This window comes from Micromonospora sp. CNZ286, from assembly GCF_014207755.1.
The window spans coordinates 1358620-1378481 of the sequence record NZ_JACHIZ010000001.1 but is presented as its reverse complement, the minus strand read 5'-3'; the positions used below and the strand labels follow the sequence as shown (position 1 = coordinate 1378481).

The window sequence follows — 19862 nt, the reverse complement described above, 5'->3', positions numbered from 1 at the left end:
TCGCAGTACGTCGGGCGCCGTCACGCCCTACAGACCGCCGGGCAGCACCCCCTCCTCGATGTCGGCGAAGTCGTCTTCGCTCTCCGCGAGGTAGGCCTCCCAGGCCGCCTTGTCCCAGATCTCCACCCGGGTGCTCGCTCCGATCACGACCAGATCCCGGTCCAGTGCCGCGTACGACCGCAGGTGGCCGGGAATGGTGACCCGCCCCTGCTTGTCCGGCACCTCGTCGTGCGCGCTGGCGAAGAAGACCCGGCTGTAGGCCCGGGCCGCCTTACTCGTCATCGGCTGCGCGCGCAACTGGTCCGCGATCCGCTGGAACTCGGGCATCGGGAAGACGTAGAGGCAGCGCTCCTGCCCTTTGGTGATCACGACACCCCCCGCCAGTTCGTCCCGGAACTTCGCCGGCAGGATCAACCGGCCTTTGTCGTCCAGGCGCGGAGTGTGGGTGCCGAGGAACATCGGCCCAACCCCCTCGCCCTGAGCGGCGTTCGCGGCGCCGCTGACCCCCCGGGCCGGTGTGGCCCTCCCGGCCTCACCATCGCGCCCCACTCTACTCCACTTCCCTCCACCTGCAACCAGAATCGCCCGCGCGGCGTGGCGTTTCCGCGCGCAAAACCGCACGTCAACGCGGGTGGGGCGGAGTGGAGGGGGTGGGGCGCGCCCCACACCGTCCGCTACCCGACATCGACCGCCGCCGTCCGGCCCCGCGCGCTCCGCCCGTCCGCCGGGCCGTCCCCGGCCGAACGGTTCGCCGTCGGCGGCGATCTGGTGGAGGTGGCGGTCCGGTAACCTCGCTCGGGTGACGGACGCGAAGATGCCCTTGCGGGCAAAGGTGGCCAGCTCCGTGTCGCGCACCGCCGCGGCGCTGTCGCGGGCCGCGGGCCGTGGCGACGGCTCGGTGATCGGCGGCTGGATCGGCCTCAAGATCGACCCGGACCTGCTCGCCCATCTCTCGGCCGGGCGCGCCATCGCCCTGGTGTCCGGCACCAACGGCAAGACCACCACCACCCGGCTCACCACCGCCGCGGTCGGCGTGCTGGGCCGGGTCGCCACCAACTCCTTCGGCGCGAACATGCCCACCGGCCACACCTCGGCGCTCGCAAAGGCCGGCAGCACGCCGTACGCGGTGCTGGAGGTGGACGAGCACTACCTCGCCCAGGTGCTGGAGGCGACCGAGCCGCACGTGGTGGCGCTGCTCAACCTCTCCCGCGACCAGCTCGACCGCGCCAAGGAGGTCGCCATGATGGCGCAGCTCTGGCGCGCCGCCCTGGTCCGGCACCCGCGGGTACGGGTGGTCGCCAACGCCGACGACCCGATGGTGGTGTGGGCCGCCTGCCCGCCGGCCGACCCGGCCCAGGGCCACGTGCCGCCGCACGTCACCTGGTTCAGCGCCGGGCAGCGCTGGCACGACGACTCCTGGGTCTGCCCCGAGTGCGGCTCCACCATCCAGCGTTCCGGCGAGCAGTGGTGGTGCACCGGCTGCCCGCTGCGTCGCCCCGAGCCGCACTGGACGGTCGAGGACGACGGCGTGCTCGACCCCACCGGCGCCTGGCACAAGATCCAGCTCCAGCTCCCCGGCAAGGTCAACCTCGGCAACGCGGCCACCGCGCTGGCCGTCGCCGCCGAGTTCGGCGTACGCCCGGTGGACGCGGTGTCCCGGCTCGGCACCGTCACCTCGGTGGCCGGCCGCTACGCCCAGGTGGACCGCGACGGGCGCAACATCCGGCTGCTGCTGGCGAAGAACCCGGCGAGCTGGCTGGAGGCGTTCGACATGGCCGACGTCGCGCCGACACTGCTGTCCATCAACGCCCGCGACCCCGACGGGCTGGACACCTCGTGGCTGTTCGACGTGGACTTCTCCCCGCTGACCGGCCGGCAGGTGCTGATCACCGGCGACCGGGCGTACGACCTGGCGGTGCGACTGGAGGTCAACGGCGTGCCGTTCCAGCACGTCCGCAGCTTCGACGAGGCCGTCCGCGCCGTGCCGCCGGGCCGGCTGGAGGTCATCGCCAACTACACCGCCTTCCAGGACATCCGAGCGGAGCTGGACCGTGTCAACTGAGAGCCTGCGCATCGTCTGGATCTATCCCGACCTGCTGTCCACATACGGCGACCGGGGCAACGCGCTGATCCTGGCCCGCCGGGCCCAGCTGCGCGGCATGCCGGTCGAGGTGCTCGAGGTCCGCTCCGACCAGCGGCTGCCCGCCACCGCCGACATCTACCTGCTCGGCGGCGGCGAGGACGGCCCGCAGGCGCTCGGCGCCCAGCGTCTGATCGCCGACGGCGGCCTGCACCGGGCGGTGGCCCAGGGTTCGGTGGTGTTCGGCGTCTGCGCCGGCTACCAGCTTCTCGGCACCTCGTTCTTCGCCAAGGGCACCCGGTGCGCCGGGCTGGAGCTGCTCGACCTCTCCTCCGACCGCGGACCCACCCGGGCGGTGGGCGAGCTGGCCGGCGAGGTCGACCCGCGGCTCGGCATCCCGCACCTGTCCGGGTTCGAGAACCACGGCGGCCGCACCCACCTCGGTCCGGGCGTGTCCCCGCTGGCCCGGGTCACCACCGGGGTCGGCAACGACGGGGCCACCGAGGGCGCGTGGCGGGGCAAGCTGCTCGGCACCTACTCGCACGGCCCGGCGCTGGCGCGCAACCCCGACCTGGCCGACCTGCTGCTGCGCTGGGCGACCGGCATCCACCAGCTCCCCCCGCTCGACGACACCTGGGCCGACCGCCTCCGCTCCGAGCGCCGCGCCGCGGTGGCCGCCGCACCGAGGCCGTGACCGACGCCGCCCGGCCGGGGCGGCGACCGGTGGCCCGCCGGCTCGCCGGGTTGCTGCGGCAGCCCTCGGCGCGCCGGTTCGGGCTGCTCCTGCTGCTGCTCGCCGGGTTCGGCGTGACGCTGCTGCTGGTGCCCCGGCCGGACCCGGCCGACCTGCCCCGGCTCGCCGACTCGCTGGGTGGCTACGGGCCGCCCGCGGCTGTGGTCGGCGGCGCGCTGCTGCTGGTGGCGCTGGTGCCCCGCACGTTCGTCACGCTGGCCGCGGGCGCGATCTTCGGGCCGGTGCAGGGCGCCGCGTACGCGCTCGGTGCGGCGCTGCTCGCTGCGGCCATCGGCTTCACGGTCGGCCGGGTGCTCGGCCGCGACTTCGTCGCCGAGCGGGTACGCGGCCGGCTGGCCCGCCTCGACGGCTGGTTCGCCCGGCAGAGCGTCTTCGGCGTGGTCACCGTACGGCTGCTGCCGATCGCCGGGTTCGGGCTGGTCAGCTACGGCTACGGCACCACCGCGGCCCGGGTCATGCCGTTCCTGGCCGGCAGCGTGATCGCCTCCGCGCCCACCGCCATCGGCTACGCGGCGATCGGCGCGGCCGTGACCACACCCGGTTCGATCAACTGGTACGCGGCCGCGCCTGCGAGCCTCGGCCTGATCGCCAGCGTGCTGATCATCCACCGCTGGTGGCGGGCCGAACGACGGCGTCGCGCGCCCTGACCGTCGGTGGGCGTGTCCCCGAAGTGGACACGCCCACCTGCGGGCGTCAGGCGACGACCGAGACCATCCGGCCCTTCACCACGATCACCTTGCGCGGCTCCTTGCCGCCCAGCGTGCCGGCGACCGCCTCCAGCGCCGCCGCGCGGACGGTCTCCTCGGACGCGTCGGCGGGCACCTCGACCCGGCCCCGGACCTTGCCGTTCACCTGCACCGGGTAGGTGACCGACTCGGCCACCAGCAGGGCCGGGTCGGCGACCGGGAAGTCCGCGTACGCCAGCGACGTGTCGTGGCCCAGCTTGCGCCACAGCTCCTCGGCCATGTGCGGGGCGAACGGGGCGACCATCAGCACCAGCGGCTCGGCCACCTCGCGCGGCGTACGCGCCAGCCGGGTCAGGCCGTTGGTCAGCTCGATCAGCTTGGCGATGGCGGTGTTGAACCGGATCCCGTCCATGTCGGCGCGGACCCCGTCGATCGCCTTGTGCAGCAGCCGCCGGGTCGCCTCGTCGGCCGGCTCGTCGGTGACCCGCAGCTCACCGGTCTGCTCGTCGACGACGGTGCGCCAGACCCGCTGCAGGAACCGGTACGAGCCGACCACCGCCCGGGTCTCCCACGGGCGGGACACCTCCAGCGGGCCCATCGACATCTCGTACACCCGGAACGTGTCGGCGCCGTACGCCGCGCACATGTCGTCCGGGGTGACCACGTTCTTCAGCGACTTGCCCATCTTGCCGTACTCGCGCCGGACCTCGGTCTCGCCGTGGAACCAGCGGCCGTCGACCTCGACGACCTCCTCGGCGGGCACGTACGCGCCGCGCGCGTCGACGAACGCGTACGCCTGGATCATGCCCTGGTTGAACAGGCGGCGGAACGGCTCGAACGACGAGACGTGGCCCAGGTCGTACAGCACCTTGTGCCAGAAGCGCGCGTACAGCAGGTGCAGTACCGCGTGCTCGGCGCCGCCGACGTACAGGTCCGTGCCACCGCAGTCGCCGTCGCGGCGCGGACCCATCCAGTACGCCTCGTTCTCCGGATCGGCGAAACGCTGCGAGTCGGTCGGGTCCAGGTAGCGCAGCTCGTACCAGCAGGAACCGGCCCACTGCGGCATCACGTTGGTCTCGCGGGTGTAGCGCTTGGGCCCGTCACCCAGGTCCAGCTCCACCTCCACCCAGTCGCGCCGCCTCGACAGCGGGGTCTCCGGGTTGCTGTCGGCGTCGTCGGCGTCGAACGTCTTCGGCGAGAAGTCCTCCACCTCGGGCAGCTCGACCGGCAGCATCGACTCGGGCAGCGCGATCGGCGCACCGGACTCGTCGTACACGATCGGGAACGGCTCGCCCCAGTAGCGCTGCCGGGAGAACAGCCAGTCGCGCAGCCGCCAGGTGACCGCGCCGGCGCCGTGCCCGTTGGCCTCCAGCCACTCGATGATCCGCGCCTTGGCGTCGGTGACGCCCAGGCCGTCCAGGTCGATGCCGCGCTCCGGCGCGGCGCTGTTGATCGCCGGGCCGTCACCGGTGTACGCCTTGCCGTCGAAGCCCTCCGGCGGCTGCACGGTCCGCACGATCGGCAGCTCGAAGACCTCGGCGAAGTCCCAGTCCCGCTCGTCCTGGGCGGGCACCGCCATGATCGCGCCGGTGCCGTACCCGGCCAGCACGTAGTCGGCGATGAAGATCGGGATCTGCCCGCCGGTCACCGGGTTGGTGGCGTAGGCGCCGACGAAGACGCCGGTCTTCTCCTTGCTGTCCGCCTGCCGCTCCACGTCCGTCTTGGCCGCGGCGGCCTTCCGGTACGCCTCGACGGCCTCACGCGGGCCGGCGTGCCCACCGGTCCAGGCGTCCCGGGTGCCCTCCGGCCAGGCGGCCGGCGTCAGCACGTCGACCAGCTCGTGCTCGGGCGCCAGCACCATGTAGGTGGCGCCGAAGACGGTGTCCGGCCGGGTCGTGAACACCCGCACCGGGGCGGCGTCGGTCGGGAAGTCGATGTGCGCGCCGGTCGACCGGCCGATCCAGTTGCGCTGCTGCAGCTTGATCGGCTCCGGCCAGTCCAGTGTGTCCAGGTCCTCCAGCAGCCGGTCCCCGTACGCGGTGATCCGCATCATCCACTGCTTCAGGTTGCGCTTGAAGACCGGGAAGTTGCCGCGCTCGGAACGGCCGTCGGCGGTGACCTCCTCGTTCGCCAGCACGGTGCCCAGCCCCGGGCACCAGTTCACCGGCGCCTCCGAGACGTACGCCAGGCGGTGGTCGTCGACGACGCGCCGCCGCTCCCCCACTGACAGCTCGGCCCACGGACGCCCGTCCGGGGTGGCGCGGGTGCCGCCCTCGAACTCGGCGATCAGCTCGGCGATCGGCCGGGCCTTGCACGCGTCCGCGTCGTACCAGGAGTTGAAGACCTGCAGGAAGATCCACTGCGTCCAGCGGTAGAACTCGGTGTCGATGGTCGCCACCGACCGCCGCTCGTCGTGGCCCAGCCCCAGCCGGCGCAGCTGCTCCCGGTACCGCTCGATGTTGGCCTCGGTGGTGGTCCGGGGGTGGGTGCCGGTCTGCACCGCGTACTGCTCGGCGGGCAGGCCGAACGCGTCGAAGCCCATCGCGTGCAGCACGTTGCGCCCGGCCATCCGCTGGTAGCGGGCGTAGCAGTCGGTGCCGATGTAGCCCAGCGGGTGCCCGACGTGCAGGCCGGCGCCGGACGGGTACGGGAACATGTCCAGCACGTACAGCTTCTCGGCGCCCGCCCGCGGGTGGCCCGGGTCGGCCAGCGGACCGACCGGGTTCGGCGCATGGAAGGTGCCCTCCCGCTCCCAGGTGTCCTGCCAGCGGTGCTCGATCTCGTCGGCCAGGGCGGCGGTGTACCGGAACGGGGGGATGTCGGTCGCCGGTGCGGCTGCCTCACTCATGGCGTCTCCTCGGCGCGGATCGATTCGAAAAAATTGTGGGCGGTCTGCTGCGGGCACAAAAAAGCCCCTCGCGCAGGAGGGGCGGCCGTGCTGTCGCGCGTTCAGCGCATCAACACGGCTCGGTAAGAAGCAGGAAGAACCCGGCCATGCAGGCAGTGTACCTCGCACCCCTCGGCGGCGGCGCGCCCGTTCCACCCGCGGCGGCCGGTCCCCCGGTCCGGCGAATATTCCGGGCGTAACCGACCGACCACCTGCGGGAGTCGGCAGTAACGACAAACATGGTTAGCCTGAGATACCAATGAGATTTCTGCGGCAGACGAGGCTCGGCGTCGCGAACCCAACGGCGGGTCCAGGTGCTCTATAAAGAGCTGCCGTCCAGGCGACGAGGAGGAGGCCCGTGACACAACAGACCTGGGACGAGGTGGGCGGTCTGCTGCCGCACGACGAGTTCCGCGCCGCCAGCGAGGCCATCGTGGCCAACATCGAGCAGGTCATCGAGGGCAAGACCGCCACCGTCCGGCTCGCCCTGGCGGTGCTGCTGGCCGAGGGTCACCTGCTCATCGAGGACGTGCCCGGCGTCGGCAAGACCAAGCTCGCCAAGGCGATGGCCCGGTCCATCGACTGCTCGGTCCGGCGGATCCAGTTCACCCCCGACCTGCTTCCCAGCGACGTCACCGGCGTCAGCGTCTACAACCAGGAGACGCACGACTTCGAGTTCCGCCCCGGCGCGGTCTTCGCCAACCTGGTGGTCGGCGACGAGATCAACCGGGCCTCGCCGAAGACCCAGTCGGCGCTGCTGGAGTGCATGGAGGAGCGGCAGGTCACGGTCGACGGGGTCACCTACCAGTTGCAGACGCCGTTCATGGTGATCGCGACGCAGAACCCGATCGAGATGGAGGGCACCTACCCGCTGCCCGAGGCGCAGCGCGACCGGTTCACCGCCCGCATCGCCATGGGCTACCCGGACCCGCGCGCCGAGCTGGCCATGCTCGACGGGCACGGCGCCACCGACCCGCTGCCGGGGCTGCGGCCGGTCTCCGACGCGGCCACCGTCCGCCGGCTGATCGGCCACGTCCGGCAGGTGCACGTCGCCGACGCCGTCAAGCAGTACGCGATCGACCTGGTCACCGCCACCCGGGAGGCGCCCGACCTGCGCCTCGGCGCGTCCCCCCGGGCCACGCTCCAGTTGCTGCGCACCGCCCGCGCGGTGGCCGCCCTGGAGGGCCGCGACTACGTCCTGCCGGACGACCTCCAGGTCCTCGCGGTGCCGGTGCTGGCGCACCGGATCATCCCGACCGCCGACGCGCAGCTGGCCCGGCGTACCACCGACGCGATCGTCTCCGAGCTGGTGCACCGCCTGCCGCTGCCGCACGACCGGCAGCGGTCGCCGTACGACACCCGCCCCGGCGGCGGCAACAACGGCCGCGGGCCGTACGAGCCGCGGAGGCCGTGACGTGCGCGACGGCCTGCGTGGGCTGACCACCCGCGGCCGCTCCTTCCTGGCGGCCGCGGTGGCCGCCGCGATCTCCGCCGGCATCCTCGGCGAGAAGGACCTGCTCCGGGTGGCGGTCCTGCTCGCCGTGCTGCCGCTGCTGGCGGCCGCGTACGTCGGGCGCAGCCGGTACAAGCTGGCCTGCAACAGGTCGCTGGAGCCGCACCGGGTGCCGGTCGGCGCCAGCTCCCGGGTGGTGCTGCGGCTGCAGAACCTGTCCCGGCTGCCCACCGGCACGCTGCTGCTGGAGGACCGCCTGCCGTACGCGCTGGGCAGCCGGCCCCGGGTGGTGCTGGAGCGGCTCGGCGCGCACCAGGCCAGCTCGGTGGCGTACACGGTCCGCGCGGACGTGCGCGGCCGCTACGAGGTGGGGCCGCTGGTGATCCGGCTGACCGACCCGTTCGGCCTGTGCGAGCTGACCCGGTCGTTCCCCAGCACGGACCACCTCACGGTGATCCCGCAGGTCACCCCGCTGCCGTCGGTCCGGCTGCCCGGTGAGTACGCCGGCAGCGGCGACAGCCGGGCCCGCTCGGTGGCGGTGCACGGCGAGGACGACGCCGCCACCCGGGAGTACCGGATGGGCGACGACCTGCGCCGGGTGCACTGGAAGTCCACCGCCCGCACCGGTGAGCTGATGGTGCGCCGCGAGGAGCAGCCGTGGGAGAGCCGGGCGACGGTGGTGCTGGACACCCGCGCCGCCGGGCACCGGGGCGAGGGCCCGACGGCCAGCTTCGAGTGGGCGGTCTCGGCCGCCGCCAGCATCGCCGTGCACCTGCGCGAGGCCGGCTACAAGCTCCGGCTGGTCACCGGCAACGGCGCCGACGTCGGCGCCGCCGAGGCAGGCGGCGAGGGACTGCTGCTCGACCACCTCGCCGACGTGCACCTGGACCGGCGCGGCGAGATCACCACGCTGGTGCAGCAGGTCCGGCAGCGGGCCGACGGCGGTCTGATCATCGCGCTGCTCGGCACGCTCGGCACCGCCGAGGCGGAACTGCTGGCCGGGCTGCGCGGCAACGGGGCCACCTGCGTGGCGTTCCTGCTCGACAGCAACACCTGGCTCAACCTGCCCCCGAACGCCCGGACCGAGGCGGAGCGGGCGCACGGCGCCGCCGCGCTCGCGCTGCTGCAGAGCGGCTGGCGGGTCATCGGGGTGGAGCACGGCACCCGCCTGCCGATGCTGTGGCCGCAGGCCGGGCGGGGCTCGCAGGGCTTCGCGCTGCGGGCGGCCATGGCCGAGACGGTGGCCGGCGGACGACGATGACCGGAGGGATGGTCCTGTGACCCCGCACCGCAACATCGGGTTCGTCGCCGCGGCGGCGACGCTGCTGGCGGCGGCCCCACTGTCGGCGATCTTCGAACGCTGGACCTGGCTGATCCAGGCCGCCGTCGTGGTCGCCGTGGTGGCCGGCTCGGCCGCGTTGAGCCGGCTGGGCCGGATGCCGCTGTGGGGGCAGGTGCTGGCCATGCTGGCCGGGCTCACCCTGGGCCTGACGTGGGTCTTCCCCGGCGGCACCGAACTGCTCGCGTTCGTACCGACCCCGGCCACGTTCGCCCACTTCGGCGACCTGCTCCAGACGTCGTTGCAGGACATGCGCTCGTACGGCGTGAAGGTGCCGGACGTCGACTCGCTGCTGTTCCTCGCGGTGCTCGGCATCGGCGCGGTCGCTGTGGTGGTGGACGTGCTCGCGGTCGGGTTGCGCCGTCCGGCGCTGGCCGGCCTGCCGATGCTCGCCATCTACTCGGTGCCGGTCGCGGTCTACGTGGACAGCGTCCCGGCCACCCCGTTCGTGGTGGGCGCCGCCGGTTACCTCTGGCTGCTGGTCACCGACAACGTCGACCGGGTACGCCGGTTCGGCCGCCGGTTCACCGGCGAGGGCCGCGACGTGGACGTCTGGGAGGCGTCCCCGCTGGCCGCGGCCGGACGGCGGCTCGCAGTGGTCGGCGTGATCGTGGCGGTGGCGCTGCCGCTCGCAGTGCCCGGGATGACCGGCGGGCTGCTGAACAACGTCGGCGCCGGGCCCGGCGACGGCAGCGGGCGGCCGGGCCAGGGCGGCAGCTCCGGCCGGGTCGACCTGTTCGCGGCGCTCAGCGGCCAGCTCAACCAGAGCGAGGAACTCGATCTGGTCAAGGTCAGCACCAACGAGACGACGCCGTTCTACCTGCGCCTGGGTGTCGTCGACGACCTGCGCCCCAGTGGCTTCCAGGCACGCGTGCCGACCGGGCGGCCGATCACCCGCCCGCTGCCCGACCCCGGGGAACGCGCCCCGCGCGGCGTCGACCAGCAGCGCTACCGCGCCACGGTCGAGGTGACGAAGAACCTGAACATGCCGTTGATGCCGGTCTACGCCGAGCCGGTCAAGACCGACGACCTCAACGGTAACTGGCTGTACGACCCGAACCAGCAGGTCGTCTTCTCCAACCGGGACAACGCCCGCGGCAAGAGCTACTCGTTCGACTACGTACGGTCCACATTCAGCCCGGCGGCGCTGCGCGCGGCCCCGTCGCTGCCCTCGGACAGCCCGGTGATGCGGCAGCAGACCGAGCGGCCGTCCGTCCCGGCCGTCGAGGAACTGGTCGCGCAGCTGGTCAAGGGCAAGTCGAACGACTACGACAAGGTCCGGGCGATCTACGACTACTTCTCCGTGGAGAACGGCTTCACCTACGCGCTGTCCACCCGCAACGGCAGCAGCGGCGAGGACATCACCGACTTCCTCGCCACCAAGGTCGGCTACTGCCAGCAGTACGCCGCGGCGATGGCCTGGCTGGTCCGGGCCGCCGGCATCCCGGCCCGGGTCGCCGTCGGGTTCACCAACGGCAGCAAGGCCGACAGCGGCACGTACGTGCTGACCAACCGCAACCTGCACGCCTGGACCGAGGTCAACTTCAGCGGGATCGGCTGGGTGCCGTTCGACGCCACCCCGGCGGCGGCCGTGACGGGCTCGGTCCGCTCGGCCTGGGCGCCGGACATCGACGCCCCCGAGGAGGTCACCCCCTCGACCGGCAGCACCAGCGCTCCCGACGCGGCCGGCCCGTCGGCCGGGCCGAACGAGGCGGACCGGCTCGACAAGGACACCGACCAGGGCCTGACGCTGAACCAGGGCGGCCCGGCCGAGGAGAGCCCGGTCTGGCCGTGGTGGCTGGCCGGTGCGCTGGCGCTGCTGGCGCTGCTCGCCGTACCGGCCCTGCGCCGCTCCGCCCTGCGCCGCCGCCGGCGCGTCCGGGCGGTCACGCCCGCGGCCACCGCGCTGCCGGTGCCGGGCCAGCGCGGCGAAACACGGCAGGTCGTCGTCGGTGTGGACGCCGAGGCGGCCCGCGCCGACGCGCACGCCGCCTGGGACGAGCTGCTCGACACGCTCGTCGACTTCCACGTCCGGGTGGACCGCACGGAGACCCCACGGGCCACCGCCGAGCGGCTGGCCCGGGAGGCGCTCGCCGAGAGGGGGGACGCCGCAACGGGGGTACGCCTGCTCGGCCGCGCCGAGGAACGAGCCCGTTACGCCCGTGACCCGCTGACCGACACGGAGTTGCAGCCGGCGCTGCGTACGGTCCGGGGCGCGCTGGCGGCGGGCGCGGACCGCCGTACCCGGCTGCTGGCCGCGCTGCTGCCCCCGTCGGTGCTGCAGCGTTGGCGTACCGGCCTGGCCGAGCGGTCGGCGAGGGTGGTCACCACGAGCGGCCAGGTCCGGCAGCGCATGTCGCGCTGGAGCCCGCGCCGCCTCCTGGCCCACCGCCCCGCCCGCTGACCCACCCCCCGCCCACCCCTTCCTGCCCTCCCCTCCCCGTCCCTCCCCGCCCACCCCCACGGCGTTGATCAAGGAGTTTGTGTCCAAATCCAGCCCTGCTGAAGACACAAACTCCTTGATCACCGCTTCTGGACCGGATGCGCCCGAGATCTTGGTACGAAATGGCCCCCATAGGGGCACTTTCCTTCCAAGATCTACGGCGGCTCCCGGGATACGGGAAGCGAATCCCGCCTGCCGAGCGAGCAGGGCTGATCAGGTGAGCTGGGCACACCGCCCCGTCTCGGCGATCTTGCAGTTCGTGCCCGGGTGAACGGGACATTCTGGGCACCGCTCGGGCCGAAAGTGCAAGATCGCGGGTGAAGGGCGGGTGTGCGCCTGCTGGTGAGCGGCGGGAGGTGCTCGCCGTGCGCTGAGGCGGGGAGGCTTGGGCACGAGGGGGTGAGCTGCCCTGCCGCGACCCGGGGCGCGGTGCACATGCTGACGTGGCGGGGCGATCCGGGCGCGGTGCACACGCTCACGTGCGGCGCGACCCGGGCGCGGTGCACACGCTCACGTGCGGGGCGATCCGGGCACCATGTGCTGACGGAGGCGCCGGCGGTGTGCAGAGGAGGCGGACCGCCGGGGGCGCGCCGAGCGGCGGTCCGGACGGTGAGTGGCGGACGGTGGGACCGATTGCGGGCACGGTTGAGCGCGGGCTCTCGCCCGCGTTGCCACGGCGACCGGCAGCAGGTCGCCCCGGCGGCGCTTGCCGGTCTGTTACGGAGGCGCCGCCGGTTTCCCTCCCCGGGTCAGGGGCGGGACGCGGTCAGCGGTGGCCCTCCGGGCGCTGCCGCCAGCGGTCCTCCATCCGGTCGAGGAAGGAGCCCCGGCGACCACCACCACTGCGGCCACGGGGACGACGCCGGCTCGTTGTGCCGCCGACCACGTGCAGGTCGGGCGACTGGGATCGGCGGTGCGACTGCACCGCGTAGCCCAACGAGCCCAGCATGACGACGAAACCCGCCACGGCCACCGCGGGAATCTTGATCACGGCACCGTAGATCAACAGGGCCAGACCAGCGACGACCACGCCGGCAGCGACGAGCACGCGACGCCGCGCGTGGAAACGCGGGTCGCTGGCGCGCACGGCCGAGGCGAACTTGGGGTCCTCGGCAAGCGACCGCTCGATCTGCTCGAACAGCCGCTGCTCGTGCTCCGAGAGCGGCACGGCACTCCTCCCCGGTCACGTTGGTCGGCCCGGGCGGGCCGACAGACCGTGGCAGCCAACCGGCTGCTTACCCGCAAGTCTACGAGGGCCCCCGCGCGTCGGAAAGCGGGACGACCTACGGCCGGGTCGGTTTTTCGACTTGTCGTGTATCACGACGGCCGAGAAGACTGGCCGGACCTATGACGGACCGCCCGAATCGGGCAGCCGCCGCATCGGCCGCCGCCTCCGCCTCGCGCCAGCCGCGCTCGGGCGCACCCAGGGTGAGCTGCTGAGGGGTCTCCCCTGCGGGGGCGAGACCTTCCATCCGGACCCCGACCAGCCGAACCGGCTCGCCGGGGGCCAGCGCGCCCCACAGCGCCCAGGCCGTGTCGAACATCTCCCGGGCGGTGTCGGTGGGCACGGCGAGCGTGCGGGAGCGGCTGATCGTCCGGAAGTCGGCGAAACGGACCTTGAGCGACACGGTACGGCCCACCTGCCCGGCCGCCCGCAGCCGAGCGCCGGCCTTGTCGGCGAGCGCGAGCAGGGACCGCCGGATCTCGTCCGGGTCGCTCACGTCGGTGTCGAACGTGACCTCCGCGCCGATCGACTTCTCCACCTGCTCGGGCGTGACCCCGCGCGGGTCACGCCCCCAGGCCAGCTCGTGCAGGTGGGCGGCGGACGCCTCGCCCACCGCCCGGCGCAGCAGGCCGGCCGGTGCCTCGGCGAGGTCGCGTACGGTGCGCAGACCGAGGCGGCGCAGCGCGTCCGCGGACCGCTCCCCCACGCCCCACAGCGCGGACACCGGCAGCGGGTGCAGGAACTCCAGCACCTGTGCGGCCGGGACCACGAGCAGGCCGTCGGGCTTGGCCCGGGTGGAGCCGAGCTTCGCCACGAACTTGCTCGGCCCCACGCCCACCGAACAGGTCAGCCGCTGTTCCTCGGCGACCCGGCGGCGGATCAGCGCGGCGATGTCGGCGGGCCGGCCGAACAGCCGTCGGGCGCCCGCCACGTCGAGGAACGCCTCGTCCAGAGACAGCGGCTCGACCAGCGGCGTGACGTCCCGGAAGATCCGCATGACCGCCCGCGACGCCTCGGTGTAGGCGGTGAAGTCGGGCGGGAGGTAGACCGCGCCGGGGCAGAGCGCCCGGGCGCGGGCGGTGGGCATCGCGCTGCGGACGCCGTACCGCCGGGCCTCGTAGCTGGCGGAGCTGACCACGCCGCGCGGGCCGACGCCGCCCACCACCACCGGCCGGCCGCCCAGCTTGGGGCGGCGGCGCACCTCCACGGAGGCGTAGAACGCGTCCATGTCGACGTGCAGGATGGTGCAGCCGGTGTCGTCGGCGTCCGGCCCGAAGCGGGGGTCACCGCCTCGGGGCAACGACTGGCTGCGGCCCATGCCAGCAGGCTAGCCCGCCGGTCCGACAACCCCACCGCCCGCCGACCCCGCACGAGGCGGGGCCGACCCGGACCCGCGGCCACCAGCGCACCAGCACGGACGAACCGGGATCAGCCCCGGACCACCAGCAGCGGGACCGTCATCTCGGCGGCGGTGTCCGCGCCGTGGTACGCCACCAGCCGCGACGCCATCGGCGGTTCGGAGCGGGTGGCGACCACCGCGTACGTGTCCCGGCAGACCACCACCACGTCGCCGATCCGGGTCAGGTGTGCCTCGGGCACCGGCCCGAACCAGCCGGTCGCCACCGCCTCGGCCCGGGTCAGCACCTGCGCGGCCGGGCCCAGCACCTCGGTCCAGGCTGCCACCACGTCGGCCTCGGCGCCCGGCTCGACGTGCAGGTAGCGGACCCGGGGCTCACCGGCGACCACCCGTACCCCGGCGCGCAGCCGGGGGTCGGTGTCCAGGTCGATCCGGTGCCCGGCGGGCACGTCGAGCTGGCCGTGGTCGGCGGTGACCAGCAGCGCGGCGTCCGGCGGCAGCCCGTCGACGAGCCGGGCCAGTAGTACGTCCACCTCGGCGGCGGCGGTCCGCCAGGGCGCGGAGTCGACGCCGCTGAGGTGCCCGTGCCGGTCCAGGTCGGGGTGGTAGCCGGAGACGAGTGCGGGCCCGTCCCCGGCGGCCAGCGCCGCCAGCATCCGGGCGGCGAGCGCGTCGACGCCTGCCGCACCCCGGTAGTCGCCGCCCCGGTTGGCGGCGAGCGTGAGGCCGCTGCCAGCGAACTCGGGTCGGCTGACCACAGTCACCGCGACCCCGGCGGCGCGCGCCCGCTGGTACCAGGTGGGCACCGGCTGCCAGCTCGCCGGATCGGGGTCGCCGGTCCAGTCGACGTGGTTGAGCACCCGATCGGTGCCGGGCACCCGGACCGTGAAGCCGAGCACGCCGTGCGCGCCCGACGGGGTGCCGGTGCCGAGGCTGACCAGGCTGGTCGGGGTGGTGGACGGGAAGCCGGTGGTGAGCGGCCGGCCGACGGTGGCGGCGAGGCCGGCGAGCGTCGGGGCGTACGGGGCGGCGGTGGGGATCTGGTACCAGCCGAGGCCGTCGACGAGCAGCACCGCGATCCGGCGTACCCCGGCCAGGCGCGGGGCCAGGCCGAGCCGGTCGGTCGCGCCCGGTACGCCGAGCAGCGCCAGCGCGCTGGGCAGCACGTCGATCATGCTGCCGCCGTCGTAGCGCGGCGCCACCCGGTCGAGCGGACCGGGCGTCGGATCGGGAGCCGGGCCGGTCATGCCGGGCGGCGGGCGAACAGGTGCAACTGGGCGGCGAGATCCCGGTACGGGGACCGGGCGGCGAGGGCACGCTCCAGCTCCACCAGTGCAGCCTGCTGGCCGTCGGCGACCGCGGCCGGGAGCAGGTCGGCGAGCACCCGTACCCCGTGGATCTCCTCCACGACGAGGCCGGCGGCGGTGAGCAGCGCGCTCGCGTCGGCGGCGTCGTAGCGGCGGCGCAGCGTGTCCCGGCCGCCGGTGGTGCCGTGCGGGTCGGCGGCGAGCGCGGCGGCGGCGTCCAGTTGCCCGTTCATCGCCCGGCCGAACACGGCGGCGGCCCGGCCGGCGACCAGCACACTCGCCGCGCCATCCGGGCGCAACGCGGTGACCAGCGCGGACATCACCGGTTCCGGGTCGTCGACCACCTCGAGGACGGAGTGGCAGAGCACCAGGTCCACGGTGGCCGGCTCGACGAGTCCGGTGAGCGCGTCGGCGTCGCCCTGCGTCGCGCGTACCCGATCGGCGACCCCGGCCTCGGCGGCCCGGCGGGTCAGCGCGGCGAGCGCGTCGGGGCTGGCGTCGACCACTGTGACCCGGTGACCGGCCTCGGCAAGCGGGACGGCGAAGCCGCCGGTCCCGCCGCCGACGTCGAGCACGGAGAGTCGTTCGCCGGCCCGCCGGTCCAGCTCGGCCCGGAGCACCGACCAGATGACGGCGGTGCGGGGGGTGAGGGTTCGGATCTGCTCCACGCGCCGAGCCTAGTCACCCCCCGGCCCGGGTTCAGGACTCGCCGCCGCCGGCGGGGTCGTCCTCGGCGCGGGAACGCTGGTGGTTGGCCACCGGGCCGTCGGTCACCTGGTATTCCCGCGGCTCGGCCTCGTGCGTGGGTGCCCAGTCGGCACCGAGGCGGGTCCGTCGGGCGTTCGCCACGCCACCGGCGTTCGTGCGGTGGAAGGTCATCGATTCATCCCCCATACCCCGGGTGGGCCACTCTGCCCACCCGCGTCGGGAGTCTCCCGCCTCCGGCTCGGAGAAACCGTAATGTGGATCACTACATCAACGGAAATCCCTGGATGCCGGTGTGACGGGGGGCTCGATCGCGTCCAGCCGGTCCGCGGTGAGGTTCGTGACGCCCTCGTGCCGCTGCAGCCGGCCCCGCACCACAAGTGCTCCGCTGGTGCGGGCGACTCGACGGTATCTCTGCCACAACCCCGGGGAGCAAGTGACATTGAGCATCCCGGTCTCGTCCTCCAGGTTGAGGAACGTGACGCCGCCGGCGGTCGCCGGGCGCTGCCGGTGGGTGACGATCCCGCCGACCCGGATCCGCTGCCCGGGTGGCACCTGGCCGAGGCGGGCGATCGGCACCGCGCCCAGTTCGTCGAGGCGGTCCCGGATGAACCGGGCCGGGTGGCTCTCCGGGGACAGGCCGGTGGCCCAGACGTCGGCGACCAGGCGGTCCACCGCGGCCATGCCGGGCAGGGTGGGCGGGTCCGCGCCGGTCACCGTGCCGGGCAGCCGGCCGGGCCGGTCCTGAGCCGCCGCGCCGGCGGCCCAGAGGGCCTGCCGCCGGGTCAGCCCGAAACAGGCGAACGCGTCGGCGGTGGCCAGCGCCTCCAGCTGCGCGGCGGTGAGACCGACGCGGCGGGCCAGGTCCGGCATGTCCCGGTACGGCCCGTGCGCGGCGCGTTCCGCCTCGATCCGCTCGGCCACGTCCTCGCCGAGGGTACGGACGCTGCCCAGCCCGAGCCGTACCGCCGGGCCGCCCAGCCCCCAGGCGTGCGGCGGCTCGCCCGGCACGCTGCCCCACCGGGTCTCCGGGGTGGACTCCAGCACCGCCTTGGCGCCGCTGGCGTTGATGTCCGGCCGGCGCACCTCGACGCCGTGCCGGCGGGCGTCGTCGGCGAGCGTCTGCGGCGAGTAGAAGCCCATCGGCTGGGCGTTCAGCAGCGCGGCCAGGAACGGGCCGGGGTGGTAGCGCTTGAGCCACGAGCTGGCGTACACCAGGTAGGCGAAGCTCATCGCGTGGCTCTCCGGGAAGCCGTAGCTGGCGAACGCGGTGAGCTTGCGGTAGACGTCGTCGGCCAGTTCGCCGGTGATGCCCCGCTCGGCCATCCCGGCGTAGAGCCGGTCGGCGATCTGCGCCATCCGCTCCACAGACCGCTTCGCCCCCATGGCCCGGCGCAGCTGGTCGGCGCCGGCCGCGTCGAACCCGGCCAGGTCGATGGCGAGCTGCATGAGCTGCTCCTGGAACAGCGGTACGCCGAGCGTCTTCTCCAGCGCGTTGCGCATCAGCGGGTGCGCGTACGTGACCGGTTCCTGGCCGTTCTTGCGCCTGATGTACGGGTGCACCGAGCCGCCCTGGATCGGGCCGGGCCGGATCAGCGCCACCTCCACCACCAGGTCGTAGAACTCGCGCGGCTTGAGCCGGGGCAGCGTGGCCATCTGGGCGCGGCTCTCCACCTGGAACACGCCCACCGAGTCGGCCCGGCAGAGCATGTCGTAGACCTCGGGGTCGTCCAGCGTCATGTCGCCCAGGTCGAGGCGGGAACCGATCAGGTCGTAGCCGTAGTGCAGCGCCGAGAGCATGCCGAGACCGAGCAGGTCGAACTTGACCAGGCCCACGGCGGCGCAGTCGTCCTTGTCCCACTGGAGCACGCTGCGGCCGGGCATCCGGCCCCACTCCACCGGGCACACCTCGATCACCGGCCGGTCGCAGATCACCATGCCACCGGAGTGGATGCCCAGATGCCGGGGGAACGTCTGCAGCTCGTTGGCGTACGCGACCACCTGCTCCGGGATGTCCGCCACGTCGACCGCGGCGACCGAACCCCACCTGTCGATCTGCTTGCTCCAGGCGTCCTGCTGGCCGGGTGAGAAGCCGAACGCCTTCGCCACGTCCCGCACCGCCGACCGGGGCCGGTACGAGATGACGTTGGCGACCTGGGCGGTGTGTTCCCGGCCGTAGCGGGCGTAGACGTGCTGGATCACCTCCTCCCGGCGGTCGGACTCGATGTCCACGTCGATGTCGGGCGGGCCGTCGCGTTCCGGGGCGAGGAAGCGTTCGAACAGCAGCCGGTGCCGGACCGCGTCCACGTTGGTGATGCGCAGCGCGTAGCAGACCGCCGAGTTGGCCGCCGAGCCCCGGCCCTGGCAGTAGATGTCCTGCGCCCGGCAGAAGGCGACGATGTCGTAGACCACCAGGAAGTAGCCGGGGAAACCGAGGTCTTCGATCATCCGCAGCTCGTGTTCGAGCTGCGCGTACGCCTCCGGGTGCGCCTCGGGCGGGCCGTAGCGCTCGCGGGCGCCGTCCATGGTCAGCCGGCGCAGCCAGCTCATCTCGGTGTGCCCGGGCGGCACCGGGTACGCCGGCAGCCTCGGCGCCACCAGCTGAAGGTCGAAGGCGAGTTCCGCGCCGTACTCGGCGGCCCGCGCCACAGCGCCCGGGTACGCGGCGAACCGCGCCGCCATCTCCGCGCCGCTGCGCAGGTGGGCGGTGGCCGCGGCGGGCAGCCAGCCGTCGATCTCGTCGAGGCTGCGCCGGGCCCGGACCGCCGCCACGGTGGTGGCCAGCCGACGCCGTCCCGGGGTGGCGTAGTGCACGTTGTTCGTGGCGACGGTGGGCAGCCCGGCCGCGGCGGCCAGGTCGGCGAGCGCGTCGTTGCGGTCGGCGTCGACCGGATGGCCGTGGTCGGTCAGCTCCACCGCCACCGTCTCCGCGCCGAACAGCGCGGTGAGCCGGTCCAGTTCCCGGGCCGCCGCGTCGACGCCCTCGGTGAGCAGCGCCGCGGGCACGTGCCCCTTGCGGCAGCCGGTGAGCACCAGCACGTGGTCGCGCAGCTCGGCGGCGAGTTCCTCCAGCTCGCCGTAGACCGGGCGGCCCTTCTCCCCGCCGCGCAGCTGGGCCCGGGAGATGGTGGCGGCCAGGCGCGCGTACCCCTCGTGGCCGTGCGCGAGCACCAGCAGGTGCCGGCCGAGCGGGTCGGGTTCGCCGTTCTGCGGGCCGGGCAGCCCGAGGGACAGCTCCGCGCCGAAGATCGTCGGCAGCCGCAGCGCGCGGGCCGCCTCGGCGAAGCGCACCACGCCGTAGAAGCCGTCGTGGTCGGTGACGGCGAGGGCGGTGAGCCCGAGCCGGGCCGCCTCCTCGGCCAGTTCCTCCGGGTGGCTGGCCCCGTCGAGGAAGCTGAAGTTGGAGTGCGCGTGCAGCTCCGCGTAGGGCACCACGCCGTCCGGGCGGGCCAGCTCCGGCGGCCGGTACTCCTGGCGCTTGCGGCTCCAGGCCGGTGAGTCACCGCCGTCGGCGTCGACAGCGAGCGGGTCGACCACGTGCAGGTGCCGCTCGCCCCCGGCCCGGCCGGAGAGCACCTGCTCCAGCTTCGACCAGGGCATCTTCGGGTTGTGGAAGCTCACCCCGC

14 protein-coding genes are annotated in these 19862 nt (G+C 73.8%); 6 read left to right on the top strand and 8 right to left on the bottom strand.

Annotation, left to right across the window (positions count from 1 at the left end):
• Positions 1 to 27: 27 nt before the first annotated feature.
• Entirely contained in the window at positions 28 to 459 is a 432-nt protein-coding gene (gene mraZ, locus FHX31_RS06575; protein ID WP_013287610.1) for a division/cell wall cluster transcriptional repressor MraZ, read from the bottom strand.
• A 355-nt stretch (positions 460 to 814) separates the two neighbouring features.
• Between mraZ and FHX31_RS06570 the strand changes: the two genes are divergently transcribed.
• The 3 genes from FHX31_RS06570 to FHX31_RS06560 are packed head-to-tail and all read left to right on the top strand — an operon-like array spanning position 815 to position 3481.
• A complete protein-coding gene (locus FHX31_RS06570; RefSeq protein ID WP_013287611.1) occupies positions 815 to 2062 on the top strand; it encodes a MurT ligase domain-containing protein in 1248 nt (415 codons plus the stop codon).
• The gene (locus FHX31_RS06565; RefSeq protein WP_091331119.1) at positions 2052 to 2774 is read left to right on the top strand and encodes a type 1 glutamine amidotransferase; all 723 of its coding nucleotides are present in this window, start codon (positions 2052 to 2054) and stop codon (positions 2772 to 2774) included. Before FHX31_RS06570 ends, FHX31_RS06565 begins: the two co-directional genes overlap by 11 nt.
• A 29-nt stretch (positions 2775 to 2803) precedes the next feature.
• Entirely contained in the window at positions 2804 to 3481 is a 678-nt protein-coding gene (locus FHX31_RS06560) for a TVP38/TMEM64 family protein (protein WP_377648918.1), read from the top strand.
• A gap of 46 nt (positions 3482 to 3527) precedes the next feature.
• Here FHX31_RS06560 and leuS read toward each other — a convergent pair whose 3' ends face one another.
• Positions 3528 to 6368 (bottom strand): leucine--tRNA ligase, encoded by a 2841-nt coding sequence (leuS, locus tag FHX31_RS06555; RefSeq protein WP_184975471.1) that lies wholly within the window; start codon positions 6366 to 6368, stop codon positions 3528 to 3530.
• A 397-nt stretch (positions 6369 to 6765) separates the two neighbouring features.
• Here leuS and FHX31_RS06550 point away from each other — a divergent pair, with 397 nt between their 5' ends.
• From FHX31_RS06550 to FHX31_RS06540, 3 genes are read left to right on the top strand one after another with little or no spacing between them, the layout of a single operon-like run.
• Complete coding sequence (locus FHX31_RS06550) at positions 6766 to 7821, top strand: AAA family ATPase (protein WP_013287615.1); 1056 nt, start codon at positions 6766 to 6768, stop codon at positions 7819 to 7821.
• Position 7822: 1 nt separating this feature from the next.
• On the top strand, positions 7823 to 9121 hold the full coding sequence (locus FHX31_RS06545; protein ID WP_030271900.1) for a DUF58 domain-containing protein: 1299 nt from the start codon (positions 7823 to 7825) through the stop codon (positions 9119 to 9121).
• A 16-nt stretch (positions 9122 to 9137) separates the two neighbouring features.
• A complete protein-coding gene (locus FHX31_RS06540; RefSeq protein ID WP_013475775.1) occupies positions 9138 to 11603 on the top strand; it encodes a transglutaminase TgpA family protein in 2466 nt (821 codons plus the stop codon).
• Positions 11604 to 12408: 805 nt separating this feature from the next.
• Here the strand turns inward: FHX31_RS06540 and FHX31_RS06535 are convergent.
• The 6 genes from FHX31_RS06535 to FHX31_RS06510 all read right to left on the bottom strand — a co-directional run bounded on the left by FHX31_RS06535 (position 12409) and on the right by FHX31_RS06510 (position 19857).
• Positions 12409 to 12810: a DUF3040 domain-containing protein gene (locus FHX31_RS06535; RefSeq protein WP_013287618.1), complete on the bottom strand. Its 402-nt coding sequence runs from the start codon at positions 12808 to 12810 to the stop codon at positions 12409 to 12411.
• 115 nt (positions 12811 to 12925) lie between these two features.
• Positions 12926 to 14185 carry a DNA polymerase IV gene (locus FHX31_RS06530; RefSeq protein WP_184975468.1) on the bottom strand — a complete coding sequence of 420 codons (1260 nt, stop codon included), beginning with the start codon at positions 14183 to 14185 and terminating at the stop codon, positions 12926 to 12928.
• Between the two features lie 110 nt (positions 14186 to 14295).
• Complete coding sequence (locus FHX31_RS06525; RefSeq protein ID WP_114921031.1) at positions 14296 to 15471, bottom strand: alkaline phosphatase family protein; 1176 nt, start codon at positions 15469 to 15471, stop codon at positions 14296 to 14298.
• Complete coding sequence (locus tag FHX31_RS06520) at positions 15468 to 16199, bottom strand: methyltransferase domain-containing protein (RefSeq protein WP_013475772.1); 732 nt, start codon at positions 16197 to 16199, stop codon at positions 15468 to 15470. Before FHX31_RS06520 ends, FHX31_RS06525 begins: the two co-directional genes overlap by 4 nt.
• 31 nt (positions 16200 to 16230) lie before the next feature.
• Positions 16231 to 16410, bottom strand: coding sequence for a hypothetical protein (locus tag FHX31_RS06515; RefSeq protein ID WP_013287622.1), 180 nt, complete (start codon positions 16408 to 16410; stop codon positions 16231 to 16233).
• A 96-nt stretch (positions 16411 to 16506) separates the two neighbouring features.
• A complete protein-coding gene (locus tag FHX31_RS06510; protein ID WP_013475771.1) occupies positions 16507 to 19857 on the bottom strand; it encodes an error-prone DNA polymerase in 3351 nt (1116 codons plus the stop codon).
• Positions 19858 to 19862 lie beyond the last annotated feature (5 nt).

Coding starts and splice junctions, on each gene's coding strand:
- mraZ (WP_013287610.1), bottom strand. CDS start 459: ATGTTCCTCGGCACCCACACTCCGCGCCTGGACGACAAAGGCCGGTTG.
- FHX31_RS06570 (WP_013287611.1), top strand. CDS start 815: ATGCCCTTGCGGGCAAAGGTGGCCAGCTCCGTGTCGCGCACCGCCGCG.
- leuS (WP_184975471.1), bottom strand. CDS start 6,368: ATGAGTGAGGCAGCCGCACCGGCGACCGACATCCCCCCGTTCCGGTAC.
- FHX31_RS06530 (WP_184975468.1), bottom strand. CDS start 14,185: ATGGGCCGCAGCCAGTCGTTGCCCCGAGGCGGTGACCCCCGCTTCGGG.
- FHX31_RS06525 (WP_114921031.1), bottom strand. CDS start 15,471: ATGACCGGCCCGGCTCCCGATCCGACGCCCGGTCCGCTCGACCGGGTG.
- FHX31_RS06515 (WP_013287622.1), bottom strand. CDS start 16,410: ATGACCTTCCACCGCACGAACGCCGGTGGCGTGGCGAACGCCCGACGG.